Annotated in this window: 19 protein-coding genes, 1 tRNA gene and 1 riboswitch; of the genes, 2 read left to right on the top strand and 18 right to left on the bottom strand. The window is 42.8% G+C overall.

The window, feature by feature from the left end; genetic code table 11:
* Positions 1–280 precede the first annotated feature (280 nt).
* From grdA to AB5213_RS09710, 12 genes are all read right to left on the bottom strand, one after another.
* Entirely contained in the window at positions 281–754 is a 474-nt protein-coding gene (gene grdA, locus AB5213_RS09765) for a glycine/sarcosine/betaine reductase complex selenoprotein A (protein ID WP_081445294.1), read from the bottom strand.
* 133 nt (positions 755–887) lie between these two features.
* Entirely contained in the window at positions 888–1,205 is a 318-nt protein-coding gene (locus tag AB5213_RS09760; protein WP_008375313.1) for a co-chaperone YbbN, read from the bottom strand.
* A gap of 36 nt (positions 1,206–1,241) precedes the next feature.
* The gene (gene trxB, locus AB5213_RS09755; protein WP_008375312.1) at positions 1,242–2,189 is read right to left on the bottom strand and encodes a thioredoxin-disulfide reductase; all 948 of its coding nucleotides are present in this window, start codon (positions 2,187–2,189) and stop codon (positions 1,242–1,244) included.
* Positions 2,190–2,237: 48 nt separating this feature from the next.
* The gene (grdB, locus tag AB5213_RS09750; RefSeq protein ID WP_081445293.1) at positions 2,238–3,551 is read right to left on the bottom strand and encodes a glycine reductase complex selenoprotein B; all 1,314 of its coding nucleotides are present in this window, start codon (positions 3,549–3,551) and stop codon (positions 2,238–2,240) included.
* A gap of 20 nt (positions 3,552–3,571) precedes the next feature.
* A complete protein-coding gene (locus AB5213_RS09745; protein WP_022220908.1) occupies positions 3,572–4,852 on the bottom strand; it encodes a glycine/sarcosine/betaine reductase component B subunit in 1,281 nt (426 codons plus the stop codon).
* 80 nt (positions 4,853–4,932) lie between these two features.
* The gene (locus AB5213_RS09740; protein ID WP_022220909.1) at positions 4,933–5,319 is read right to left on the bottom strand and encodes a GrdX family protein; all 387 of its coding nucleotides are present in this window, start codon (positions 5,317–5,319) and stop codon (positions 4,933–4,935) included.
* A gap of 182 nt (positions 5,320–5,501) precedes the next feature.
* Positions 5,502–5,626, bottom strand: a riboswitch (glycine riboswitch).
* A 168-nt stretch (positions 5,627–5,794) separates the two neighbouring features.
* Positions 5,795–7,168, bottom strand: coding sequence for a sodium:alanine symporter family protein (locus AB5213_RS09735; protein ID WP_022220910.1), 1,374 nt, complete (start codon positions 7,166–7,168; stop codon positions 5,795–5,797).
* 425 nt (positions 7,169–7,593) lie between these two features.
* Positions 7,594–9,027, bottom strand: a complete 1,434-nt coding sequence (purB, locus tag AB5213_RS09730; RefSeq protein WP_022220911.1) for an adenylosuccinate lyase — start codon at positions 9,025–9,027, stop codon at positions 7,594–7,596.
* A gap of 13 nt (positions 9,028–9,040) precedes the next feature.
* The gene (gene purF, locus AB5213_RS09725) at positions 9,041–10,477 is read right to left on the bottom strand and encodes an amidophosphoribosyltransferase (RefSeq protein ID WP_044999256.1); all 1,437 of its coding nucleotides are present in this window, start codon (positions 10,475–10,477) and stop codon (positions 9,041–9,043) included.
* A gap of 105 nt (positions 10,478–10,582) precedes the next feature.
* The gene (locus AB5213_RS09720; RefSeq protein ID WP_008375292.1) at positions 10,583–11,344 is read right to left on the bottom strand and encodes a hypothetical protein; all 762 of its coding nucleotides are present in this window, start codon (positions 11,342–11,344) and stop codon (positions 10,583–10,585) included.
* A complete protein-coding gene (locus AB5213_RS09715; RefSeq protein WP_008375290.1) occupies positions 11,319–12,608 on the bottom strand; it encodes a DUF5716 family protein in 1,290 nt (429 codons plus the stop codon). The genes AB5213_RS09720 and AB5213_RS09715 overlap by 26 nt, the downstream gene beginning before the upstream one ends.
* A gap of 15 nt (positions 12,609–12,623) precedes the next feature.
* Complete coding sequence (locus tag AB5213_RS09710; protein WP_242856238.1) at positions 12,624–15,917, bottom strand: DUF5717 family protein; 3,294 nt, start codon at positions 15,915–15,917, stop codon at positions 12,624–12,626.
* A gap of 132 nt (positions 15,918–16,049) precedes the next feature.
* Here AB5213_RS09710 and AB5213_RS09705 point away from each other — a divergent pair, with 132 nt between their 5' ends.
* Positions 16,050–17,144, top strand: coding sequence for a histidinol-phosphate transaminase (locus tag AB5213_RS09705; RefSeq protein WP_055297027.1), 1,095 nt, complete (start codon positions 16,050–16,052; stop codon positions 17,142–17,144).
* A 267-nt stretch (positions 17,145–17,411) separates the two neighbouring features.
* Here the strand turns inward: AB5213_RS09705 and AB5213_RS09700 are convergent, their stop codons facing one another.
* The 6 genes from AB5213_RS09700 to AB5213_RS09675 all read right to left on the bottom strand — a co-directional run bounded on the left by AB5213_RS09700 (position 17,412) and on the right by AB5213_RS09675 (position 25,148).
* A complete protein-coding gene (locus AB5213_RS09700) occupies positions 17,412–17,756 on the bottom strand; it encodes a cupin domain-containing protein (RefSeq protein ID WP_008375282.1) in 345 nt (114 codons plus the stop codon).
* Between the two features lie 52 nt (positions 17,757–17,808).
* On the bottom strand, positions 17,809–19,095 hold the full coding sequence (locus AB5213_RS09695) for an O-acetylhomoserine aminocarboxypropyltransferase/cysteine synthase family protein (RefSeq protein ID WP_008375280.1): 1,287 nt from the start codon (positions 19,093–19,095) through the stop codon (positions 17,809–17,811).
* A gap of 154 nt (positions 19,096–19,249) precedes the next feature.
* Entirely contained in the window at positions 19,250–20,233 is a 984-nt protein-coding gene (locus AB5213_RS09690; RefSeq protein WP_368276635.1) for a DNA/RNA non-specific endonuclease, read from the bottom strand.
* Positions 20,230–20,721, bottom strand: a complete 492-nt coding sequence (locus AB5213_RS09685; protein WP_147574777.1) for a ribonuclease Z — start codon at positions 20,719–20,721, stop codon at positions 20,230–20,232. The genes AB5213_RS09690 and AB5213_RS09685 overlap by 4 nt, the downstream gene beginning before the upstream one ends.
* A gap of 156 nt (positions 20,722–20,877) precedes the next feature.
* Complete coding sequence (carB, locus tag AB5213_RS09680) at positions 20,878–24,078, bottom strand: carbamoyl-phosphate synthase large subunit (protein WP_008375273.1); 3,201 nt, start codon at positions 24,076–24,078, stop codon at positions 20,878–20,880.
* Positions 24,078–25,148, bottom strand: coding sequence for a carbamoyl phosphate synthase small subunit (locus tag AB5213_RS09675; RefSeq protein ID WP_055157847.1), 1,071 nt, complete (start codon positions 25,146–25,148; stop codon positions 24,078–24,080). Before AB5213_RS09675 ends, carB begins: the two co-directional genes overlap by 1 nt.
* A 237-nt stretch (positions 25,149–25,385) precedes the next feature.
* Between AB5213_RS09675 and AB5213_RS09670 the strand changes: the two genes are divergently transcribed.
* Positions 25,386–25,458 (top strand) — tRNA-Thr (locus AB5213_RS09670).
* The last annotated feature ends 84 nt before the right edge of the window (positions 25,459–25,542 follow it).

Genomic DNA, 25,542 nt, shown 5'->3' with positions numbered 1-25,542 from the left:
TCCTGACATTCTCTTTTTACGAATGTCACCATCATTCATTTCTCCGTGATATGCGCGTATAATCTACCTGTCCTGATTTAAAAGATTTTGGGCAGAATGCGCTAAACAAGCTTTTATCAGAAGCGCATCACTGGCACGCTTCCGAGATGCTAGGCAATTCACTAATGCAATACCAGCATGTTCCCGATATGCCTGGCAATAAAACAGGCGACAGGAAGAATCCTGCCGCCTGTACCTCTATCTCAGATATTCCGCTTCGAAGGATAAATCCCTCTTTATCTTAGAGGTATTTGCAATATTCGTTGCGGATTGCTGACATTTCGTCTACGATATCATCAACATCAAGGACCATTTCCATCATGCCTACCTGTTCATCGTAAACAGCCGGGTCAAATTCTTTTTTTAACTCTGGTTCACATACGTGATAAGTTGTGAGTCCAAGCTGGACCCCTGTCAACGGACCTGCGAATGTCGGGTCTCCTGCTGTAACGGTTTCTGCAGCAAGTCCTGCTGCTTCTCCTTCAGCTGCGCCTACGATTACGACTACGTTTTCCGGGCCGTACTCCTCAGCAAATTCTTTTACCCTTTTCTGATTCTCCAGATCCATTGCGCCTGCGCTAGTTCAGACGAAACATTCTGTTGAAGAAAAAACTACATCTCCGCCAGCTGTCTTAACGCATTCTGCGATTGCTGGTCCCGGTACACCGTCACGGTCACCGATAATAACAACTTTTTTATCTTTTAAAATTGCCATGATGTCTTTTCCTCCTTCCTTTCTTTTAAAATTTTGTTTTGATAATAGTTTTACACGCTTTACGCGATTATATATTGTGAGCACACAGCCGGATCTCTGCCGGCTGTGCGCGGCTCACCTAATTAAATAATGATTAGATATATTTCTTAATCATTGCTTCGATGCTTTCCTGTGTAGCATCGTCTTTTACTACTTCTTCAACTTTTTCGCCATCTTTGTAAATAGCCATAACCGGAAGTCCAAGGATCTTCTGTCCGATAGCAAGACGACGAGCTTTTGTTGTATTCAGAGATGTGAATTTGATCTTATCTCCGTATTTATCTGCCATTTCGTGTACGAACGGCATCAGAGCCTGGCACGGAACACATCCATCACCAAAGAAATCTACGAATACATAACCTTCTGCTTTTAAGACTTCGTCTTCGAATGTTTTCTTATCTACTTCTAACATGTCAAATGTCCTCCTCACTCTATTAAAAAGTGTTTATTATTTTAATTCGTTAATATACTTTTCTGCCTGTGTAGCTGCGATTGCTCCATCAGCTGCAGCTGTAACAACCTGTCTTAAGCTCTTAACGCGGATATCGCCTGCTGCGAATACGCCTGGGATATTAGTGTGCATATCTGCATCTGTCGGAATATATCCTCTTTCATCCATCTCAAGACCTGTTCCTTCATAGATCTTTGAGTTTGGAAGTGTTCCGATAAATCCGAATACACCAAACATTCCGTCATCTTCATCAGCTACGATCTTAGTGAGTTCACCTGTTTTCACATTTTTAACAGTCATCTCAGAAAGGATTCCGTCACCGCCAACTTCTTCTACAACCGTATCCCACATAAAGTGAAGTTTTTCGTTCTTGAAAGCTTTTTCCTGGATGGATTTTGCTGCACGAAGCTCATCACGTCTGTGAATAATGGTAACTTTTCTTGCAAATTTTGTAAGGTACATAGCTTCTTCTACAGCAGAGTCTCCTCCACCTACTACGTATACTTCAAAATCTTCAAAGAAGTTTGCATCACAGGTAGCGCAGTAAGAAACGCCCTTGCCCATGAACTCTTTTTCACCTTTGCATCCGATCGGTCTTGCAAAAGCTCCGGTTGCGATGATAACCGTCTTTGACTGATATTCAGCCTTCGCACTCTTCAGTACTTTGATATCGCCGTCCAGGTGTACTTCGTTAATTACATCTGAGGCTCTCTCAACGCCGAATTTTTCACACTGCTGTGTCATTCTTGCGATAAGAGAAGGACCGCTTTCCCCTTCTACGATCTGTCCAGGATAATTTTCGATGTCATCTGTGATTGCGATCTGTCCGCCATCTTTACCTTTCTCAATAACCAGTGTTGAAAGACGGCTTCTTCCTGCGTACAGACCTGCAGCTAAGCCTGCAGGTCCCGCACCCAGGACGATCACGTCATAAACTTTGCTCATAACGTTCTCTCCTTTTTTAATAAAATTACATGACCTTCTAACTATGATTTAGTTGTCAAAGATTGTCTGTCCGTCTACTTCTGTTGTAAGAGCTTTCAGAGCTTTTTCAACAAGACCCTTACGAAGAGCATACTCTTCATCTTTTTCAAGAGCCGGATTTCCAAGTGGATGAGGAATAGCAATCGTAGGAACGATTCTGTTCGCACCAACTGTCATGGAAATCGGAGTTACTGTACACATATGAACTACCGGGAGTCCAGCTGCTTCAATTGCTTTTACCATTGTTGCACCGCAACGTGTACAGGTACCTCAAGTAGAGGTCATGATAACTGCGTCAACACCGTCTGCTATAAGTTTCTGAGCATATTCCTCAGCGAAAGCTTTTGCAGAAGCTACGGCTGTACCGTTACCAACTGTTGTATAGAATTTGTTGTGAAGTTTTCCGATAACGCCTTCTTTTTCGAATTCACGCATAACGTCTACAGGAAGTACACGGTCTGGATCTTCGTTTGCATATACCGGGTCATATCCACCATGAGCTGTTTCGTATGTCTCTTCTGTAAGATCCATAACACCTGTGATGTCATATTCTCCGTAATGTGAGGCATTTGAACTTTCGATGTGGTCCGGATTTCCTTTCGGAACGATTCCACCTGAAGTGCAAAGTGCGATTGTAGCCTTGCTGAGATCTTTGATAGCTGGCTGTGGATCAACACGGTCGAATGTTGGCATTGGATACTCTGTCTCAAACGGCTTATCTGCCAGTTTCTTAAGGAGCATCTTAACAGCTCTCTTAGATCCACGTTCTTTTTCGAAGAAGTTTACACGAACTCCGTTCGGCATGTAACCTTCCTGGCAAGAAGCACCGATTTTTTCGCCTTTAGCGATCTTAAGAGCAAGAGGAGCAAGTTTCTTAACTGCGTCTCTCATACCAGCTGCGCTGTTCTTTGTAGATACTGTGTAAACTTTGTTCTTGAACATATCAGCACCTGGGTTTTCAACGTACATACCAGTTACTGCCGGGATTCCGAGTTCTTCCTGTACTGCATCACAGATAGTTCCGCATGCAACACCGTAACGTCCAGCATTGAAAGCAGGTCCAGCGATGAAGATATCAGGATTCTGGCTCTTAACCATTTCAAGAATATCAGCTTTTGCTTTGTCAAGGTTTTCATTGAAGTAAGAGTCACCGCAAACGATTGTAGCTATGATCTCTGCTTCTTCTCCAAACTGCTGTGTCAGAGCCTGTCCAGGTCCAACGATTTCGCCTACGCGAAGTTCAGCAGGATAATCAGCTTTTTCTTCTCCACCAATCTGAGCGAAGAACTGATTGATATAATGTACAACTTTAATTTTACTCATTATCTTTACGTCCTCCATTCCTAGCGTGCACTCAGATATCCAAATCCGGTTTCATTTGTAGCACCGGTAATGGCCTGAATTTCAACTTCGATTGTTCCATCTTCACGACGAGAATGTTCATTACCACCAGCAATGGTTGTAACAAAATCTTCTGTTCCGATTACTTTATCCATCTTAGGAAGTACGATTACCTGGTTAGCATTTCCACCGGTTACAACTGCGTCTGCAGCCGGATCAGCATCTGCCAGTGACTGAGATTTTCCGTCACGTCCGGCATATTCGTCTGTAATGATTACAGTCTTAACGCCTTCAGCTTCGATCTTCTTGCAGTTCATGATAAGGTCAGTATCCGGGTTACCGAATCCTTCCTGAGATACGATAACTGCATCAAGGTCTAACAGACGGCACATCTTAGCTGTCCAGTCAGATGAACGCATCTTATCAGCAAGGTATACGTTTTCGTTTGTAAGAATCTGACAAACGAAGTTGATTGTTTTTCCGTGTTCTTCGAACAGGTCATGTACAACCGGGTTGTTTTCATGAACATATGTTGGGTTCTTATCGCAAGCGGATACACAGTTACCAGATACGATAGCTCCGTCCATAACTTCTGTCGGGTTCATGATTGTAGAGAGTGTTCTCTTAGCATCAACACCGTATACATATGTGTCATGGAGAAGTCCCTGGCTCTGAAGCATCTGTACATAAGCAACTCTCGGAAGGTTCGGGAATTTTTCTTTTCCTTCCATGATTCCGTATGTCTCATATGTCTTTGTCTCGTCTGGTGTGAGTTCACGAGCAAGTTCTCCAAGGTAAACTGCTACTCTGAATCCAGCAAGACGAACAGCTTTTTCATATTCATGCTGTTTGATTCCTTCAACTGGTTCGCAAACAACTACTAAGTTGTTAAGTTTAGAGAATGGTGTATATTCTGCACCCGGGCCAGACATATCAATGATACCTTCCTGGAATCCCACGATCTTACCAGCTGTTACAACAGCCATTCCTTTTAATGCATATGTCTTACCACTACCTACAGTGTCAACTTTTGCGATAACGCCTGGGAAGACTCCCCCTCTTCCTTCAACTTTAACACGTGGTTCAATAACATCTTTAACCGGAGTGATACGAACGCTTTCACCTGGTTTTGCGATATCAAATTTAACATCTTTGATTTTTTCGTCCTCAAGAACGATTGCCTTTACAGCTTCTTCGTCAACATACAGAACACCATTTTCGATCTTTGATTCAGATGCGAACTGAATGTCGTTAATAAAAATGTGACCTACTTCTAATTTCACTGTAAATTCCCTCCTTTTTTGAATGTGTTTGTTGTATGCTCAAAAGTACACTAAACCGCATGTACTTCTACAGCCTTTTTTTAGCGCCAGCTTTCTGCCGACGGAAGTGCGCTTGAGATCAACGTGTAATCTACAAGCTGAAAGTCTGCATAAACCTGAGGTTTATAAAGATCAGACTTAAACTGAAATTTACCGCACGCCTGAATGGCGCTTGCAATGATCTGCATCGCCTGTGCATCCAGGCCTTCCGGCGTTTCTGAGAGCATAACCGACTTATATGGAGTCTCATTCGGTTTTACGCTTCCGGACAGCGGATGTGTCAAAAGCCGGTATCCCTGGAAAATCATCTTCTGAACTTTTTTAAGTGTGTCCTCATAAGAAAGTTCTTCGTATTCCACATGATAATCTTCCCCCAGTTTTTCTTTTACCAGTGGATTATTTGTGATAATCATAAATCCAGTATTCATAGCCGCTTCTTCCTTTCGTCCCCTGTCCGTTTATGCGGTCTTTTTTGACTCCCTGTGTCTGAAATACTCCAGATAATTTTTAACATATATCTGGTATCAAAAAAGGACGCCAAAACAATTTCTCTGTTTTAAACGTCCTTTCTGTCTCCTTGTAAATTCGGTAATTCCGGATTCAGAGTGTAGTACCTTTCCCGTTCCTTTTGCCTGAAAGTTTCACCATTCAACGAGCTTTACTGCTCTACGGTTTGCATCTTCGGCGACCATTTATCAAATATCTTTATAAATGATTCTCTCGCAGGAAATATCAACCTACTATCTAATTGACTGCATCTTTTTATTCATTTTGCAGCATCTTTCTTGCTGACATGATTACTATAACACACATTTATACAAAATGCTAGTCTTTTTATAGATTTTTTTGTATATTTCTTATTGTTTTTTTCTATAACTATTTTTCAGTTATTATACAAATTATCTATTTGCCTTTTTTCTGATTTGGCAGGAAATTATTATAGTAATCGTCATGCGTCTTCTTAACAAGACCACTGAGTGCTACCAGTGCAATCGCATTCGGGATAACCATCATACTGTTAAAGCAGTCTGCCATATTCCATACAAGTTCTACTTCCTGAAGTGATCCAAGTGCTACGCAGATACATACAATGATTGAGTAAATTTTAACAGCTTTTGCTCCAAACAGGTAACGGATGTTTGCTTCACCGAAGAAATACCATCCGATGATCGTTGAGAATGCGAAGAATAACATACAGATCGCGATAAAGATCTCACCGAACTTACCATATAATGTAGAGAAAGCATACTGGCTCAGCTGTGCACCTGTAAGACCAGTCGTTCTTGAACCGGTTGTGATAATAACAAGTGCTGTCAGGTTAAGAATTACGAATGTATCAATGAACACACCGATCATAGCTACAAAGCCCTGTTCAACCGGATGTTTTACTTTTGCTACTGCATGTGCGTGTGGTGTAGAACCCATACCAGCTTCATTGGAGAAGAGACCTCTTGCCACACCTTTCTGTACTGCAAGCTTCAAGGTTGCGCCCATTGCACCACCTGCTACTGCTGCCGGTTTAAACGCACCGACAATAATGTCATGGAATGCTGCCGGGATTGCTGTAACGTTTGCAAAAATTACGATCAAAGAACCTACTATATAAAATGCTGCCATGATCGGCACGATCAGTTCAGTAACTTTTGCGATTCGCTTCATACCACCTGTGAATACAAACAGAGAAACAACTGCTACAAAAATACCCATTGCAATCTTCGGAATTCCGAATGCAGTGTTCCATGATGCTGCGATTGAGTTAGACTGAACTGCATTGCCCATGAATCCAAGTGCAAAGATAATCAGGACTGCAAAAATAGCTGCCAGAACTTTTCCGAACGTTCCTTTAAATGCTCCTCGTATGTAATATACCGGACCACCGGTTACGGTTCCGTCATCACTGACCTGCTTGAACTTCTGAGCCATAACCGCTTCTGCGAAGATCGTTGACATTCCGAGGAATGCGCTGATCCACATCCAGAAGATTGCTCCCGGACCACCGACTGCAATTGCAGTTGCAGCTCCGGCGATATTACCGGTACCAACCTGAGCAGCAATCGCTGTTGCAAGTGCTTGGAAAGAAGACATTCCGTCTTTTCCGGCATCCCCTTTCTTGCTAAAAAGTCCGCCAAAAGTTCTGTTCCATCCATCTTTAAAACCACGGATTTGGATAAATCCAAGCTTAAATGTGAACAGCAAGCCAATACCTACAAGTGCTATGATCAGCACCGATCCTGTTAGGACATCATTTACCTTTAATACTAAATCGTTAATACTCATACGGTAACCCTCCTTTTTAATAGACATCCCTTATAGTTTTTATCTGTTGAATCTATAATAACCTATTTATAGTTTTTATGCAATATTTTCAGTTAACTTATTTATTTTTTGTGTATTATCACCATGTTATTACGATAACATAATAAATTTGCTCTAAATAAGTGCGTTTTTTCGCGCTTTTCTGTGTTTGTCAAAAACTCAGTTTTCATATTTTTCGTCAAATTGTCTAATTAATGACGATTTAATATCTATGCATTTCCATGGGATTTATAGATTCTTTCAGATGAACGCATTAATTCTTTACTATATTGATATTTCAAAGAAGTTATTTTCAGACCATGAAACATAAATAAAAAGCAGGGAGCAATCTTCCGTCTTACCCAGAAATCTGCTTCCTGCTCTTCCATTCTGTTTATTCAGTTATTCTATACATTGATCTCTGCTTTTACACCAAGCAGCTCTTTATTTTCATCCAGGATCGGCCGGATCACATTCTTAAGGAATGCTTCGACCTGTTCTTTGGAACGTCCTACATATTTGGATGGATCCATTGTTTTCTGAAGATCTTCCAGACTCAGATTAAATGCATCATCTGACGCGATCAGTTCAAGAAGGTTGTTGTCCAGACCTTTTTCTTTAACATTCTTTCCTGCTTCCATCGAAAGTTCACGGATTCTTTCATGCAGTTCCTGACGGTCTCCACCAGCTTTTACTGCATCCATCATAATATTCTCTGTTGCCATGAACGGAAGTTCAGACATCAGACGTTTTTCAATTACTTTTGGATATACAACCAGTCCGTCAACGACATTCAGGCACAGATCCAGAATACCGTCAATCGCAAGAAAACCTTCCGGTACACTCAGGCGCTTGTTCGCAGAGTCATCCAGAGTACGTTCAAACCACTGTGTAGCAGAAGTGATCGCCGGGTTCAGTGCATCAATCATCACGTAACGGGACAGAGATGCGATTCGTTCGCTTCTCATTGGATTTCTCTTATATGCCATTGCAGAAGATCCGATCTGTGTCTTTTCAAACGGCTCTTCCACTTCTTTCAGATGCTGGAGAAGACGGATGTCATTGGAGAATTTGTGTGCACTTGCTGCAATTCCGGCAAGAACATTCACAACTCTTGTATCCACTTTACGGGAATAGGTCTGTCCGGATACCGGATAGCATGCTTCAAATCCCATCTTCTTAGCAATCATTGGATCGATCTTATCAATGGTCTCCTGATCTCCCTCAAACAGTTCCAGGAAGCTTGCCTGTGTACCGGTTGTTCCTTTTGATCCAAGAAGTTTCAGGCTTCCAAGCACATAATCAAGATCTGCAAGATCCATAGAAAATTCCTGCATCCACAGAGTTGCTCTCTTTCCAACCGTTGTCGGCTGTGCTGGCTGGAAATGAGTAAATGCAAGTGTCGGAAGATCTTTATACCGATCTGCGAACTTTGAAAGTTCATCCAGAACATTAACCAGCTTTTTCTTAACAAGTTTCAGAGCCTCTGCCATGATAATGATATCGGTATTATCACCTACATAACAGGAAGTTGCTCCCAGATGAATGATCCCTTTTGCTTTCGGGCACTGCTGTCCATATGCATATACATGAGACATCACATCATGGCGCACTACTTTTTCACGCGCTTTTGCGACATCGTAATTGATATCCTCTGCATGCTCTTTCAGTTCTGCGATCTGTTCATCTGTAATATTGAGCCCCAGCTCTTTTTCTGTCTCTGCAAGTGCGATCCAGAGTTTTCTCCATGTCTTAAATTTCATGTCCGGAGAAAAAATATACTGCATCTCCTTGCTGGCATACCGCTCTGAAAGCGGACTTACATACTTGTCGTATCCCATAGTCTTATCCTCCCTATTCTTCTGACTCAAACGCGTGGGAAATATCTTTTCCCGGAACGCGCATCGGGTAATTTCCTGTAAAACATGCATCGCAGTATCCAAGATCTCCAACCATGTCTTTCAGCTTATCTATTTCCATATATCCAAGAGAATCTGCTCCGATCATTTCACGGATCTGCTCCGTTGTATGTGAATGAGCAATGAGCTGATCATTCGACGGTACATCTGTACCAAAATAACAAGGATGTAAAAACGGTGGCGAACTGATTCTTACATGAACTTCTTTTGCTCCTGCTTTTTTGAGCATCTTGATGATATTTGCACAGGTCGTTCCACGGACGATGGAATCATCTACCATAACAATACGCTTGCCCCGTACAACCTCTTCAATAACATTCAGTTTGATCTTCACACTGGACTCTCTCTGACTCTGTTTCGGCTTGATAAAGGTTCTTCCTACATAACTGTTCTTGTGGAATGCCATACCGTAAGGGATTCCGGAATATTCCGAATATCCTTTTGCCGCAACCAGTCCGGAATCCGGCACACCGACAACCAGATCAGCCTCTACCGGATAAGACTGTGCAAGAGCCTTTCCTGCAACAATCCTTGCATGATATACATTGATGTTGTCGATTACGCTGTCCATACGTGCAAAATAAATGTACTCAAAAATACAACGTGCCTGCTTTTCAGGTGGAATCTGCATACTTTTGTCCGAAGATACTCCATGCTTTGTAAAGCTGACAATCTCTCCCGGTTCCACGTCACGGATAAAGTCTGCACCAACTGCTGCAAGGGCACAGCTTTCCGATGCCAGGAACCAAGTATTATCTCGCTTGCCGATACAGAGTGGTTTGAGACCAAATGGATCTCTCGCTCCGATCATCTTACGCGGGCTTGATACAACCAGTGCATATGCGCCTTCAATTTTCTTCATTGCATTCCTGACCGCATCCTCTGCCTTTGAAACCTTCAGACGCTCTCTTGCAATATGATAGGCAATCACTTCCGAATCAATCGTTGTCTGGAAGATTGCTCCGGTATATTCCAATTCATGACGAAGCTCGATCGCATTCGTCAGATTACCATTATGGGCAATCACCAATGTACCTTTCACATAATTCAGAACCAGTGGCTGTGCATTTTCCGCACGAGTTCCCCCTGCTGTCGAATACCGCACATGTCCGACGCCAAGGTTTCCCTTTAATTTGCCAAGTTCTTCCTCATCGAATACTTCATTGACTAGTCCTAGTCCCTTTCTGAAATGAACTTTCCGCTTGCCATAGGTATCTGTCACTGCAATTCCGCAGCTTTCCTGCCCTCTGTGCTGAAGGGCAAACAAACCATAGTACACTGACGGCGCAACATCGCCACCATCCATATCATAGGCACCGAATACACCACATTCTTCACCTAAACCAGTCTCTACTCTTTCAAGTTCGCTCATCGTTTTGTCTTCTCCTATTTGTTGTATCCGCTTAATTTTTACATAGAGAGTATAATACATGATTTTCCGAAAATCAATACACAGCCTTGAACTTTCTCCCGTACACTATGCTCTTCTGTACTCTTTTTTCCATTCTTCAAACAGTTCCTTTGACGGTTCGATGTTGATATTTTCTCTCACTTTTTCTATCTTTTCTGTAAGTTTGTTGTCAATTTCCAAAAGGATTTCATTGCCCATGACCATCTTCTGATATTCATCCTGCGGCATGTATCTGGAACTTGCATACAGGTAACCTTCGAGCATTTTATTATCTTCACAGATCTTATACGCCTTCTCATACATTCTCGCCGACTCTTCATACAGAAATGCTCTCCCATATGCTCCGGCAAGACACGCAGACACGCGACCATAAAAACGCTTATCTACCGAATCATCCTTTTCTCCGTTGACGATCGACATGTAAACCAGGATTGCCGATTCCAGTTCTCCACTTTCCATCAGCTTATCTGCTTTGTATTTCTGACGTTCTACTTCTTTCTGGTTCTTGAGTTTCTCCAGAACATTCTGGATGTGTGCCATTTCACCCGGTGTGTAGATTCTGGATTCATGTAGCACAAGAACCACAAATTTCTCCACGGAACCATGATTCCGGATCAGTTCCACCAGCTTTACTGCAAGATCCTGCATTTCCAGTTCATCTGCGATCCATCTGCAGAGCTGCTCATTCATGATCGTATAATCGATCAGATACAGATTGTTGCACAGATAATAACACAGCTCTTCCAGTGTACTGATCCTTGTATGGATCCTCGAAATTTCATAGGGATGTTTTGCCTTTTTCTTATGACAAAGAATTAAACTGCCCATTGCTGCCTCCTAATTCAATGATCTTCTCCAACCGGAATCCTGATGGCGCAAAAAATTCGCCAAATCCCATATCTTCAAAAATAATATGACAGGTCTTTTCATCCGAGAAGAATGTACTAATTTTCAGACGAAGCGCATAGTTTTTCCGGTCCGGCATACCTTTCAGAGAAACCGACTCCACAAGATGCCTGCCGGTCACCAGAGAATCTACATGGATCTCAATATCCTCTGTATCACCAAGAAGCACCTCGAACTGTCTGTCTGATTCGTACCAGTGATTGCCCCAGGATACCAGTGGGTACCAGCCTTCTTCTCCATTCACGCGCATCCGCACGGAAATCTGCTCGGTCAGTTTTGTCTCATCCAGGTAGACTGGTGCATCTGACTGTTCCTCTTTTCTGCGCTGCGCTGTATAACACGCTCCTTTACTGTACAGATTATTTCCCATAAACGCACGGCGTCCGTTACAGAGAACGCGCAGAGAATTCGGATACCAGTTATTTTCAAATCCATCTCCTGTCAAAAAGACAGAAGAGATCATCTTCTTGTTGAATACACTCTGGATAAAACGTTTAAAATGCTCATCTGCCGCTTTTGCCTTCTCAACATGCAGCACCGGATAAACTGCTTCCAGTTCTTCCATACGTGCATCTGCCACCTTGTCCACCGTCACAAAGCTTTCTCTGCTTTTCTGCGAACTGTTCTTCAGTTCCCGCAACATATATGCCCGGATCACATCCTCGTCACAGTAAAAAAGTGCCGCTTCATACTGCCATAATTCTTTCGGCTGGTTAAACATATAATGACAGAAGCTTTCCTTGTAGTCCTGAACATAAATATTTTCCTTTGCCACTCCGAGTTTCTGTCCGATTCCCTTCAGCAAGACGCGGATGTCTTCGTTTTTCTCCGGGACTGTAAACGTGATGCTTTCAATTTCTTCAAATCCGTTCAACGTGTACTTTACAAAATCCGCCAGCAGCTGGACGCCTTCATATTCCTGTCCGTCTACCTCAATTTTCCTATTGCCAAGCGCACACTCCCAGATCCCTTCCACGCAGATACTGTCCCTTACCGTAGACATCCTTCTTGCCTGTCTTCCGTAAGTCCAGGTCTCTTTATAATAGTTCATCACCAGAGGAATCTGATTGTTCTCTTTTTCAATTCCGGTATCCACCGTCTCCGGTTCCTGTGTTTTTTCATTATAATAACTGATCTGACACATCTTTGCATTGATGTCATATCCTATAATACTTCCATGTGTCATGAAGTATTTCCTCCTTTAGTAAGCAACAAAAATATCCTCAGCAAGCTGTTTTTCTGTTGCAAATTCCTTCATCGCGATTGCCAGTGCTTCATTCTTCAGTGATGTCATATCATTCAGTCTTCCAAATTTTCCGATTGGTCTCACCTCACGCGGCTTATAGTCACTTTTTTCCGTAACCGTCACCTTATCCTTATTCGTCTCTGTAAAATAATAACGCAGAGATTCATCACCAAACAAAATAAAGCTCTTGATATAAGTGTCTTCATATGCCGGAAGCAGTATTTCTTCCTGATAATTCATATTATCACTTTCGCCTTTCCGTATCTGGTAGGAAATTGCCACTTTGCTTCCAGGTTTTGCGTGATATTCGATCATCGTCTTATCATAAAGCTGCACTTCTCTGAGCCAGTTCTCCGGATACTTCAAATAGAAAGAAAAATACAGCTGTTTTTCACACATTTCGCGCAGGAATTCCCGTAGCATCGGTTCCAGTTCCTGATGCACTTCCCTGCTGGAATAATATTTTAGCAGGGCGATCTTACAGATATCCGGAAGATCTTCCTCTTTGCGGTATTCATTTGCGATGATTACAAAAATACATCCTTTTACCTGGCGTCCGTTCACCACATATTCTCTTGAAACATAAGCAAGATATGCTCTCTTTAAACGGAAATACGTTCTTCCTTCATAATAATCCGCAAAAATTTCTTCCTCACCAAACATAGTTTCCGAGAAAAGCATCTGCGTAATGATTCTTTCTGAAAGCTTGTAGGTTGTAATATCATAATCTCTTGCCACATGCCAGAGTTTCTTCATATTACGGGTCGATCCACAATAATACTCAGCAAGATAAGACAGCGTCTGCTTATCATACTGATCTTTCAGAAACAGTTCAAAGCATAATGCCAGAAGAAAATCATCCTCCTCCGTACCTTCTTCACGCAGGCGCATACTGCACATTTTAAACACTTCTTTTTCATCTGCCATCTCCAGCCCGTGCTCTCTAAGCATATCCCAGGTCAGTTCTTTTTTCTCTTTCTTCCGTTCCTCTTCCTCATGCTCTTCCTGATATTTTTTGCAGATTTCCATATACCGGTTCTCATAGAACATCCTCATAGTCTCATATGGAATGGAATCAATGTAATGGCGGCCGTCTTTTGATTCCCAGACAATCCGTGCGTCTTTATTGTATAAATATACAATCACTCCATCCGCACTGTACTGTACTTTCTGACTGATCGTTCCGTCAGGCTCGATCACCATGACAAACGCCATGTTCTTTACCGTTGTCTTAATCTCATAAGCATGGCAGATATCATAAACTGCCCGGATTCTTTCCGGTGTCATATCCCGCTCAGTACAGCAGCGTTTGTAAATAATATGCAGAATATCATTGATCCTTCGATTCTCAAGCTGCATCCAGGCAAACCGCTCCATCTGCTCTCTGTAAGCACTGTAAAGCTCACTGCTTTCTTCCTCACAGTTAATCAGATTTGCATACAACACCGCTGCTTTTTTATATTCCAGTGTATTTCCATGCCGGAAGTAAAGTAATACGGATTTTGGAAACTGTCTGTCCAGATATTTGTCATCCACAGTCATCATATAATATTCAAAAAGCTGCGCAATCTTCAGATCTTCTTTTACTGCCAAGGCATACCACTTGAAGCATTCCGGTGTTGTCCGATTGCCACGGATCAGATGGGTACAAATTGCTGTCAGAATCTGTGGATCCGGGAAAATCCGATAAACCTTCTGCATCACAACATCCAGATTCTTATCATAAGTCCGCTGTTGGGATGCAAGGTTCGCCATATAAAGCGCAATTTCCTTTGTCAGAACTCCGTGCTTCTGCGCAAAATTGAGAATCTGTACTTCAAATGCCGAGAGCTTTTTCAGACAGGTTGGCTTCTCCAGAAAACACCGGTATGCCTGCCAGTACAGAATTACCTGGTTCGCACCGTTGCTGCAGTGGCGTTCCAGAACCTGTAATTTTTTGCTGTAGTTTTTATATTCCGGATCAATGTCAATCAGCATACACACAAGCTCCCATGAAGTTGGTTCTTTCATATATGCCTTATTCAGTTCTTCAATTGCTTTGTTAACCTGGCTGCCTGATTTTCTCAAAAGCGCAGTCAGATACAGATAATACGATGAAATGACCGAATCCTTATTCACTGAGAAACGGCTGTAATTGTAATCATCCAGAATACCACTGGCCTTGTCCGGCTCCTTACAGAGCAGGTTAAGATGTGCATCAAACAGTGGATAAACATCTCCGTCTTCTGAATATATATCCAGTCCCTTCAGTTTTTCTCTTGTTGCGTCCGCCCAGGCTGTCAGATCCTTTCCTTCCGCATTACACGCAAGGAAATCCTTTATGATTGATGCAATCGTCTTATCTGCCACACGTCTGTTCTCTGCATGATCCTTGTGATTGGCCAACATTACCTCATAGGTCAGCGATTCATACGGACTTTCAAAAACAATCTGTCCATAATTATTTCCCGCATGAGCCTTTTCCGGATGAATGATATAACTGAAATCAAACAGATTTCCCACAAAATCGTCCGTTGTAAAGTTATCCCTTCCAATCTGGATAAAATCACCGCTCACATGCACCTTCACCGGCATAAATCCCCAAGTATTCTTTGTAAAATGAATAATCTCACGGGTTGCTTCTTTTAAATTGCGGAAAGTTCTCTGATTCCGTCCCATTGTCAGGAAAATACATTCTTTCTGTTTGATTCCGACCAGAAATTCTTCCATCGCCTGCTCACCGAGAGACCATTTCCTAATATTATCATAAAGTGCCTTTATCCTTGGCTCTTCATACTTTATCACGTCATAAAAATCGCGTGATCTGAAAAGACGGTGTGCCTCGATAAAGTTCTCCATCGCCAGCCTTTTAAAATCACGGATATTCTGTACTCTTCCACAGGAAGTCTCGACTGATGGTTTTTCAATGATCGCAGTAAAGTTTACCTCAAATTCTCCACCATTACATACAATCGTAAACTTTCCCTGTTCAACATGCCCGGGAGCAAGTCCGCTTCCATCATAAGTAAAACGGAGCTCCACCGGGTTGCCCTCAAATCCCTGTTCTTCTAAATGTATACGAAAAGAAGAAGAATATACAAGTCCTCTGATATCTCCTTCTTTCCTGTTCTTCAAAATGAAACTTCCCTGGCAGGACTCTCCTTCCCCGATCGTCATCTCAAGATTCGTTACCGGCAGTACAATCTCCGGATGAACAGTTCGAAAATCTCCTTTGGAAAATTTTTTTATTTTATTCTTCAAGCTTGCCACCTACTTCTGCATTGCATTTTTTCAAAAAGACATTATAATAAATTATAACATTATTCTACATATCAGGCAATGCGGAATACCCGATTTTTTTAATTCACAGATTTTTGTTATACACAAAGGAGAATACTATTTATGGAAGCAAAACCGCAGTTTCATGGAAGTGACACCGCTGCTGTCGCCGCATTTTATCATGTACCGGTGGACGAGATCGTCTGCTTTGGAGCCAATGTCAACCCACTTGGATTATCCAAAAACCTGAAAAAAGATCTTGCTGCACATCTGGATCTTCTCAGTAGTTATCCGGACCGAAATTACACTACTTTGAAGAAAGTGATTGCCGATTACTGCCAGATTTTACCGGAACATGTAATCGTCGGAAATGGTTCTACCGAGCTGATCTCTCTCCTGATCCAGACACGGAAACCACAAAAAACGCTGGTTCTTGGACCAACTTATTCCGAGTATGGACGTGAACTGGATCTGGTGGGAAGTTCCATCCATACTTACCTGTTAAAAGAGTCAGATCAGTTCCATCTTGATATCCATGCCTTCTGCGAAGAAATCAGGAAGGGCTATGATCTGGTGATATTATGTAACCCGAACAATCCGACTTCGTCCGCTCTCAAAATGCCTGAGATCCAGACCATTCTGGACTGCTGCCGGGAGGCTGGCTCTTTCTTGATGATCGATGAGACTTACGTTGAATTTGCACCGGATATTAATGAAATTTCTTCCATGTCTCTGATCAGCAGTTTTGATAATCTGATGATTCTCCGTGGCGTATCCAAATTTTATGCCGCACCTGGTCTCCGCCTCGGCTACGGTGCAACCAGTAACAGCCAGTTTCTTCAGGATCTTCTGCTGATGCAAAACCCATGGAGTCTGAACAGCCTCGGCGCTTACGCTGGTGAGAAAATGCTCCAGGATCAGGAGTATATCCGGAAAACACGGGATCTGATCCTCTCCGAGCGAGACAAAATGTGCACTGAAATCTCCAAAATCAATGTGCTGACTGTGTATCCTGCTTATGCGAATTTTGTACTGGTAAAGATTGAAAAAGAGGGAGTTACTTCTGCGGATGTGTTTGAATTTCTGATCAAGCAGGGTCTGATGGTGAGAGACTGCTCCAGCTTCAAAGAACTGGGCGGGGAATACTTCCGGTTCTGCATTATGGCTCCGGAAGATAATAAGAGACTGCTTCAGGGAATACAGGATTTCTTTGCATAATGTTTCCTATCCCCACAAGAAGACCATTCACTAAATCGCCAACTCTTATTTCTAAAAATTTTGAGCAGCACAGGATCCCGGCGCAAATGATATTGAATCGTTGCGACTAAGAGCGCACAAAAATAGGGGTGGTGTCCGTGTTTACACGAACATCATCCCCTTTTTTGTACAAGCTTCAGAGTTGCCATGCATCCGTATGAAACTGCCAGTGACAGTTTCATAGGTGACGATCAATATCATTTGCGCCAGGATCCGTCCCTCTTCACACTATTCTTTCAAAATAAGCGCCACAAACACAAGATCTTCTTCCCCCGCATTCTTGATGCCATGTCCATTTCCGTCTGCACAGAAAGTCACATCACCAACTTCTACCGGATATTCTTTGCCATTATCATTGTAAATGCCTGCCCCTTTTGTCAGATAGTAAGTCTCAGTCTCTCCATGATGCTCATGATATCCGATCTCACATCCAGGTTTTAACGTTACTTCATTGAACATCTTGCAGTACGCACCGAGCTGTTCACCTTTGATCAGTTCTTCCTTCAGGATATAGCCTGCGCCACCCGCTACATTTTCTGCTTTGATTGGTTGTCTTTCTGATTTCTTTGTCATGACTCTTTTCCTCCTGTCTGATCAGATTTCTTTATCTGTCATTGTGACACGATTATTGAATTGCGTCAAGTGCCGCAGAAATATCTGCGATCAGATCCTCTTTATCTTCAAGTCCCAGACTGATGCGAATCAGTTCTGCCGGAACCCCTGCTTCTTTTAACTGCTCATCATTCATCTGGCGATGTGTGGATGTTGCCGGGTTCAGGCAACAGGTTCTCGCATCTGCCACATGGGTTTCAATCGCTCCAAGCTTCAGATTCTGCATGAATACGGAAGCAGCTTCTCTTCCACCTTTCAATCCGAAAGATACCACTCCACAGCCCCCGTCTGGCATGTATTTCTTTGCTCTTTCATAGTATTTGTTAGATGGAAGTCCCGGATAATTGACATAAGCAACCTTTGGGTGCTGCTCCAGAAATTCTGCCACAGCCTGTCCGTTCTCCACGTGCCTTGGCATACGCACATGAAGAGATTCCAGTCCGAGATTCAGGATAAATGCATTCTGTGGTGCCTGGATCGATCCGAGATCACGCATCAACTGAGAAGTACATTTTGTGATAAATGCGCCTTCTTTTCCGAATTTCTCAGCATAGGTAATTCCATGATAGCTTTCATCCGGTGTGCAAAGTCCGGGATATTTATCTGCATGAGCCATCCAGTCAAATTTACCACTGTCTACGATTGCTCCACCGACTGCTGCTCCATGTCCGTCCATATATTTTGTAGTCGAATGTGTCACAATATCTGCTCCCCATTCGATCGGACGACAGTTGACCGGTGTCGGGAAGGTATTATCCACGATCAGCGGTACACTATGCGCATGCGCAACCTTTGCAAAAAGCTCAATATCCAGAACAGTAAGTGCCGGATTGGCAATCGTCTCACCAAACATCAGCTTTGTATTTGGCTGGAATGCCGCATTTAATTCTTCTTCTGTTGCATCCGGAGAAACAAATGTTGCGTCAATTCCCATTTTCTTCATTGTCACACTGATCAGATTGAAGGTTCCACCATAAATCGAAGAGGAAGCCACAATATGATCTCCTGCTTCACAGATATTGAACATAGCAAAGAAATTCGCTGCCTGTCCGGAAGAAGTCAACATTGCAGCTGTTCCGCCTTCCATCGCCGCGATCTTTGCCGCTACGTGGTCGTTAGTCGGATTCTGCAGACGGGTGTAGAAATATCCGGATGCCTCCAGATCAAATAATTTTCCCATATCTTCACTTGTATTGTATTTGAATGTCGTAGACTGAATGATCGGAACCTGTCTCGGCTCTCCATTTCCAGGTGTATATCCTCCCTGCACGCATTTTGTTCCCATATGATAAGTATTCATGAGAAAGTTCCTCCTTTTTCTTTTACACATTTCCTCTAATGTATATTCATTAAGTATGTTTTCTATTATAGCAGAAAACGGGAGATTTTGTTTAAAAATCTCCCGTTTGTTTTATATTTTTTGCAGAATATGCAGTTTTTCTTTTATTTTCCTCTTACGGTTTACATCTCCCACACGGGCTATACCCCTCTTTAGTCAGTTCTTCTCTTGAACCTGTAAATGTTTTTTTATTTCCTTCTTTGATATCTTTTACTCCTGAGCACTCCGGCGTATGGAACTTCTTTGTATTTTCATTCAACACATACATCTTTTTCTCTGTATTTCCACTGGTTTTTCCCGTACCCGCTGACGCATCCGTATCGGAAAGCACTGCCTTTCCCGTTGCATAATCAATCGTAATTCCCGGCTGTACATTATAGACATACACATTAAATTTCACACCTTCTCCATGATCCTCCACTGATTCTGCTTCCATTAAAACTCCGGATGCAACCAGATTCCCCCCTTCAAATACCGGTGTGACACGATACATTACATGATTATCTGTCTCTTTGATGTAGTCGGCAACCATATTTTCAAATGGCAGCATCCCATCCACATTCATATAGCGGGTTCCTGTAATCAGATTCTTTTCGTTTGCATTTTCTGCCGTCAGCTGATAGCCTATCAGATGACAACGGTTGTAAAGATATTTTCCATCCACATTGTCAAATTTTATTGTCTGCCACCCGGACGGTTTCACCTGTCCAATCTTTCCTCTTTTCCCGGTCGGCATCAGATCTGTCCCAATGTTGGACGCGGCAACGCCGCATCGTCCCAGCTCATCCAGATCACTGTAGCTTTCATAAGACTGATCTGTCAGCTCATCTTCGGTAAAATCCGGTTCATTATCGTCAATCACTACATACGGTGTTCCGCTGTATGCCGGAATATTATCCAATGTAGCGCTCACCGGATCCTGGCTGCCACCTGCTGTCGATTCATTTTCTCCGCTACCCGACTGCCTTTCAACTACTGCTGCCTGACTGTTTCCATATGATGCACTTTGCGCATCTGCTCCACCTGTGCCACACGCTGTCAGAAACAATGCAAACGTCAGAAGCAGCACACCTCTCATTTTCCCAATTTTCTTCTTCATAGCAATCCCTGCCTGTTGTAAATTTCTTTTGTAATCTTCTCATGGGAGTAACCGGAAAAATCTTTTCTCTCTTCCAGTCTCCACTTGCTTAAATCTACCTCAAAAAATACATCTGCCGGATAATCCCGGTTCCATTTATACAGAACAATCTCTGTAATCTTCCCCTCATATCCAGCCAGATTCTCCCCCTCAACAAAACAGAAATCCTCTTCTTCTGCCTTTTCCAGAAAATTCCGGTCAACCTTCCACATTTTTTCATCCTCCAGTCGCCCTGCGTCCTGTATTTTCTTCCCAGTCCCAATTTCCCGGCATACCTCTTCTTTTGCTTTAAAGACTTCTTTAAAAAGCTTATCTGCCTCCGGCGCCATCCAGAGCACATTCCCTCTCGTCATCTCAAGAATATCCTCTGACACCATCCGGTCCCGGCTCACTCTCCTGCCATTAAAACATATCCCCATCCGGTTATCCACACATACAATAGTTTTCACACTATAAAACTCCTTCCCCGCAATTCCAGCCAATATCCGAAATCCTCTACACAGCTTCACATTCTTTTGCCACTGTAGCGTCCGTCTCGTCCCTGCATTTTCCATAACACAAACAGGCAGAGAATCCAATCCCTGCCTGTCCGTATTCATAACATCTTATTCAACTTTCGCAATATCAATCAGTGTAAGCTGACGGATATCTGTATTTTCCAGACTTGTCACAAGTGCTCTTGCCGTATCCATAGCTGTCAGTACATTAACACCTGTCTCGATTGCATTACGACGGATTACAAATCCATCTCGTGCATGATCTGCTCCCTGTGGAGGAGTATCAATTACAAGGTCGATCTCGTGTCCAAGGATCAGATCCATCAGGTTCGGTGATTCCTGCTCAATCTTATTGACCGGAATTGCTTTTACGCCGCCTTCTTTTAATGCATCAGCTGTACCGCGTGTTGCAAAGATGCGGTAGCCAAGTGCCTCAAATCTGCGTCCGATCTCGACAGCTTCTCCCTTATCCTCATCACGAACAGTCATGATCATGTTCTTATATTTTGGAAGGTTGATTCCAGCTCCAAGGAACGCTTTGTAAAGTGCCTCGTTAAATGTAGTTGCAATTCCCAGACACTCACCTGTAGACTTCATTTCCGGTCCAAGGCTGATATCTGCACCACGGATCTTCTCAAATGAGAATACCGGCATCTTGATTGCAATATAATCAGCTTCTTTCTGAAGTCCCGGTGTGTAACCCATTTCTCTGATCTTATGTCCGATGATCGCTCTTGTAGCAAGCGGAACGATCGGGATACCTGTTACCTTACTGATATAAGGAACGGTACGACTTGAACGTGGGTTTACTTCGATGACATAAACATCTTCGCCACATACGATGAACTGGATGTTGATCATACCAATTACGTGAAGGGCTTTTGCAAGACGCTTTGTATATTCTTCAATTTTACGCTTTGTCACTTCAGAAATGCTCTGCGCAGGATATACAGAAATACTGTCACCAGAATGGATTCCGGCACGCTCAATATGTTCCATAATACCAGGGATCAGAATGTCTGTTCCATCACATACTGCATCGACCTCAATTTCTTTACCGACCAAATATTTATCAACCAGAATCGGGTGATCCTGTGCAATACGGTTGATGATTCCGATAAATTCATCAATATCATGATCGTTGATTGCAATCTGCATTCCCTGTCCGCCAAGTACATAAGAAGGACGAACCAGTACCGGATATCCGAGACGGTTGGCAACCTCTTTTGCTTCTTCAGCGGTAAATACTGTATCTCCCTTCGGACGTGGAATATTGCACTGTGCAAGGATCTCGTCAAAGAGCTCTCTGTCCTCTGCGGCATCTACATCTTCTGCGGAAGTTCCAAGAATCGGCACTCCCATCTTCATCAGGGATTCTGTTAATTTGATCGCAGTCTGTCCACCAAACTGAACAACTGCTCCGTCCGGTTTTTCCAGGTCTACAATGCTCTCTACATCTTCCGGAGTAAGTGGTTCGAAATACAGCTTATCTGCGATATCGAAATCGGTACTTACAGTTTCCGGGTTGTTATTTACGATAATAGTCTCGTATCCTTCTTTTGCAAATGCCCATGTACAATGTACAGAACAGAAGTCGAACTCGATACCCTGTCCGATACGGATCGGTCCTGATCCAAGTACTAGAACTTTCTTTTTGCCAGAAGTCTCTTCTACTTCGTTCTGGCTTCCGAATACAGAATAATAATATGGGGTCTCTGCTGCGAACTCAGCCGCACAGGTATCAACCATCTTGTATGCTGCAACGATTCCGTTTGCATGACGCATATCGTGGATTTCTCTCTCATCTTTTCCGGTCAGTCGTGCAATAACATTATCCGGGAATTCAATACGTTTTGCTTCTTTCAGAAGTTCCGGTGTGAGTTCCTGTGTCTTCAGAGCCTGTTCCATCTCAACAAGGATTGCGATCTTGTCGATGAACCATTTGTCGATCTTTGTGATCGCATGGATCTCGTCATAAGAGATTCCTTTGCGGAGTGCTTCTGCGATCATCCAGATTCTGCGGTCATCTACGATTTCCAGTTTTTCCAGAATTTCTTCTTTGGAAAGTGCTGAGAAATCATAAGAAAGCAGGCAGTCTACATGCTGCTCCAGAGAACGGATTGCTTTCATAAGAGCTCCTTCAAAATTATCGCAAATACTCATAACTTCTCCGGTAGCTTTCATCTGTGTCGTCAACGTTCTCTTTGCACTGATAAATTTATCGAACGGAAGTCTCGGCATCTTAACAACACAGTAGTCAAGCATTGGCTCGAAGCTTGCATAAGTTTTCTTTGTAACTGCATTCTTGATCTCGTCCAGTGTATATCCAAGGGCAATCTTTGCAGCAACTTTTGCGATCGGGTATCCTGTCGCTTTGGAAGCCAGTGCAGAAGAACGGCTTACACGCGGGTTTACCTCAATTACACAATATTCAAAAGAGTCTGGATGTAATGCATATTGTACGTTACATCCACCAGTAATATTCAGTTCTGTAATGATATTCAGTGCCGAAGTACGCAGCATCTGATATTCTTTATCTCCAAGAGTCTGGGAAGGTGCAACAACGATACTGTCACCGGTATGAACTCCGACCGGATCGATATTTTCCATATTACATACAGTAATACAGTTTCCAGCACTGTCTCGCATTACTTCGTACTCGATTTCTTTCCATCCTGCAATGCAGCGTTCTACAAGAACCTGTCCTACACGTGACAAACGGAGTCCATTCTCAAGGATTTCTTCCAATTGTTCCTGATCATGTGCGATACCACCACCGCTTCCGCCGAGGGTATATGCCGGACGAAGAACAACAGGATATCCGATCTTATCTGCAAACGCGACACCATCTTCTATATTTTCAACGACCAGTGAAGCTGCAACCGGCTCACCGATCTTTTCCATGGTATCTTTAAATTCCAGACGGTCTTCTGCTTTCTTGATGGTTTCCGCCGTTGTACCGATCAGTCTCACATTATGTTCCTTAAGGAATCCTGCTTCTTCCAGCTCCATTGCAAGGTTCAGTCCGGCCTGGCCTCCAAGGGTAGGAAGTACGCTGTCCGGTTTTTCTTTAAGGATCAGCTGTTCTACAACTTCTACCGTAAGTGGTTCGATATAAACGCGGTCTGCAATATCTTTGTCTGTCATGATCGTTGCCGGATTCGAATTCAGAAGTACAACTTCAAGTCCTTCTTCCTTCAGTGAACGGCATGCCTGTGTTCCGGCATAGTCAAATTCTGCTGCCTGTCCGATTACGATTGGACCGGAACCAATAACTAATACTTTCTTTATGTCTTTATTTCTTGGCATTATTTTGTTCCTCCCATCATATCCATAAATCTGTCAAACAAGTAACCAGAATCCTGTGGTCCCGGGCAAGCTTCCGGATGGAACTGTACTGTAAAAATATTCTTTCCAACGTATGACATTCCTTCGTTTGTCTTGTCATTGACGTTCACAAATGCAGGTACTGCAACGCTTTCCGGAATACTATCAGCATCTACAGCATACCCATGGTTCTGGGAAGAAATATAAACTCTTCCTGTCTGCAGATCTTTTACCGGATGGTTCCCGCCCCTGTGTCCGTATTTCAACTTATAGGTCTTACCACCGTTGGCGAGTGCCATCAGCTGATGTCCCAGACAGATTGCAAAGATCGGGATATCTGAGTCGTATAATTTTCTGATTTCTTTAATAATGGAAGTGCAATCCGCCGGATCGCCAGGTCCGTTCGACAGCATGATACCGTCCGGATTTGCGGAAATGATCTCTTCTGCAGGTGTATTTGCCGGGTAAACGGTAACTTCACATCCACGATCATTTAAAGACCTTGCAATGTTGTTCTTAGCACCAAAGTCCATCAATGCAACTTTTGGTCCATTGCCTTCTAAAACATATTTTTCACTGCAAGTTACTTTGGAAACTACATCTCCTACTTTGTATGCATGAAGTTTCGGAAGTACCTCGTCCAGATTGTAATTTTCATTCGTTGTGATCATACCATTCATTGTACCCTTTTCGCGGAGGATTTTGGTAAGTGCTCTGGTATCAATTCCTGCAATTCCCGGAATATCCTGTTCTTTCAGGAAATCCTGAATTGTACCTTCACAACGGAAGTTGCTTGGCATTCTGGACAATTCTCTTACAATATAACCATCCGGCCACGCCTTCTTGGACTCCATATCCGGTGTAATACCATAGTTTCCGATCAGCGGATATGTCATGACAACGGCCTGTCCGGCGTAAGAAGGGTCTGTCAGCACCTCTAAGTATCCAGTCATTGAAGTATTGAATACAATCTCACTAATCATATCTTTTGTTGAGCCGATGCTTGTGCCTTCAAACACAGTTCCGTCTTCTAAAATTAGAAACGCTTTCATATGTTCACCTTATCCCTTCGTAATACTCTTTTATTCTCAAAAAAGGGGCACTCTTGGAGTCTTTTCAATTCCAGAGCGCCCACACTTTCTCAAATTGTAAAAAGTTTACCATATCTGGTTACAGATTTCAATACCTATTTTTTATGTTTATTTTAAAGTGTAATTTTTTTAAAAAAGAGTTGCTTTTATTCAAAAATTTGATATAATATAATTCGTGACTGCAAAAGCAGTACGAATGCTGGAATAGCTCAGTCGGTAGAGCACTTCACTCGTAATGAAGGGGTCGTCGGTTCAAGTCCGATTTCCAGCTTAGTGATCAGAGAAAAAGGGAGTGCCTGTTTATCAGACATTCCCTTTTTGTATCCGGCAGAAATGCCTGTGATACCTTCACTGA

It is taken from the genome of Coprococcus sp. RTP21204st1_G4_RTP21204_210225 (assembly GCF_040915385.1).
Classification (GTDB): Bacteria; Bacillota; Clostridia; order Lachnospirales; family Lachnospiraceae; genus Allocoprococcus; species Allocoprococcus comes.
This window is presented reverse-complemented; position numbering and strand designations above follow the sequence as displayed.

What these genes read in the sequence shown, in the direction of transcription:
- AB5213_RS09735 (WP_022220910.1), bottom strand. Translation starts at nt 7,168, where the DNA reads ATGAGTATTAACGATTTAGTATTAAAGGTAAATGATGTCCTAACAGGA.
- AB5213_RS09760 (WP_008375313.1), bottom strand. Translation starts at nt 1,205, where the DNA reads ATGTTAGAAGTAGATAAGAAAACATTCGAAGACGAAGTCTTAAAAGCA.
- AB5213_RS09740 (WP_022220909.1), bottom strand. Translation starts at nt 5,319, where the DNA reads ATGAATACTGGATTTATGATTATCACAAATAATCCACTGGTAAAAGAA.
- AB5213_RS09700 (WP_008375282.1), bottom strand. Translation starts at nt 17,756, where the DNA reads ATGACAAAGAAATCAGAAAGACAACCAATCAAAGCAGAAAATGTAGCG.
- AB5213_RS09705 (WP_055297027.1), top strand. Translation starts at nt 16,050, where the DNA reads ATGGAAGCAAAACCGCAGTTTCATGGAAGTGACACCGCTGCTGTCGCC.
- trxB (WP_008375312.1), bottom strand. Translation starts at nt 2,189, where the DNA reads ATGAGCAAAGTTTATGACGTGATCGTCCTGGGTGCGGGACCTGCAGGC.
- AB5213_RS09690 (WP_368276635.1), bottom strand. Translation starts at nt 20,233, where the DNA reads ATGAAGAAGAAAATTGGGAAAATGAGAGGTGTGCTGCTTCTGACGTTT.
- AB5213_RS09695 (WP_008375280.1), bottom strand. Translation starts at nt 19,095, where the DNA reads ATGAATACTTATCATATGGGAACAAAATGCGTGCAGGGAGGATATACA.
- purF (WP_044999256.1), bottom strand. Translation starts at nt 10,477, where the DNA reads ATGAGCGAACTTGAAAGAGTAGAGACTGGTTTAGGTGAAGAATGTGGT.
- carB (WP_008375273.1), bottom strand. Translation starts at nt 24,078, where the DNA reads ATGCCAAGAAATAAAGACATAAAGAAAGTATTAGTTATTGGTTCCGGT.
- purB (WP_022220911.1), bottom strand. Translation starts at nt 9,027, where the DNA reads ATGGGATACGACAAGTATGTAAGTCCGCTTTCAGAGCGGTATGCCAGC.
- AB5213_RS09720 (WP_008375292.1), bottom strand. Translation starts at nt 11,344, where the DNA reads ATGGGCAGTTTAATTCTTTGTCATAAGAAAAAGGCAAAACATCCCTAT.
- AB5213_RS09675 (WP_055157847.1), bottom strand. Translation starts at nt 25,148, where the DNA reads ATGAAAGCGTTTCTAATTTTAGAAGACGGAACTGTGTTTGAAGGCACA.
- AB5213_RS09715 (WP_008375290.1), bottom strand. Translation starts at nt 12,608, where the DNA reads ATGACACATGGAAGTATTATAGGATATGACATCAATGCAAAGATGTGT.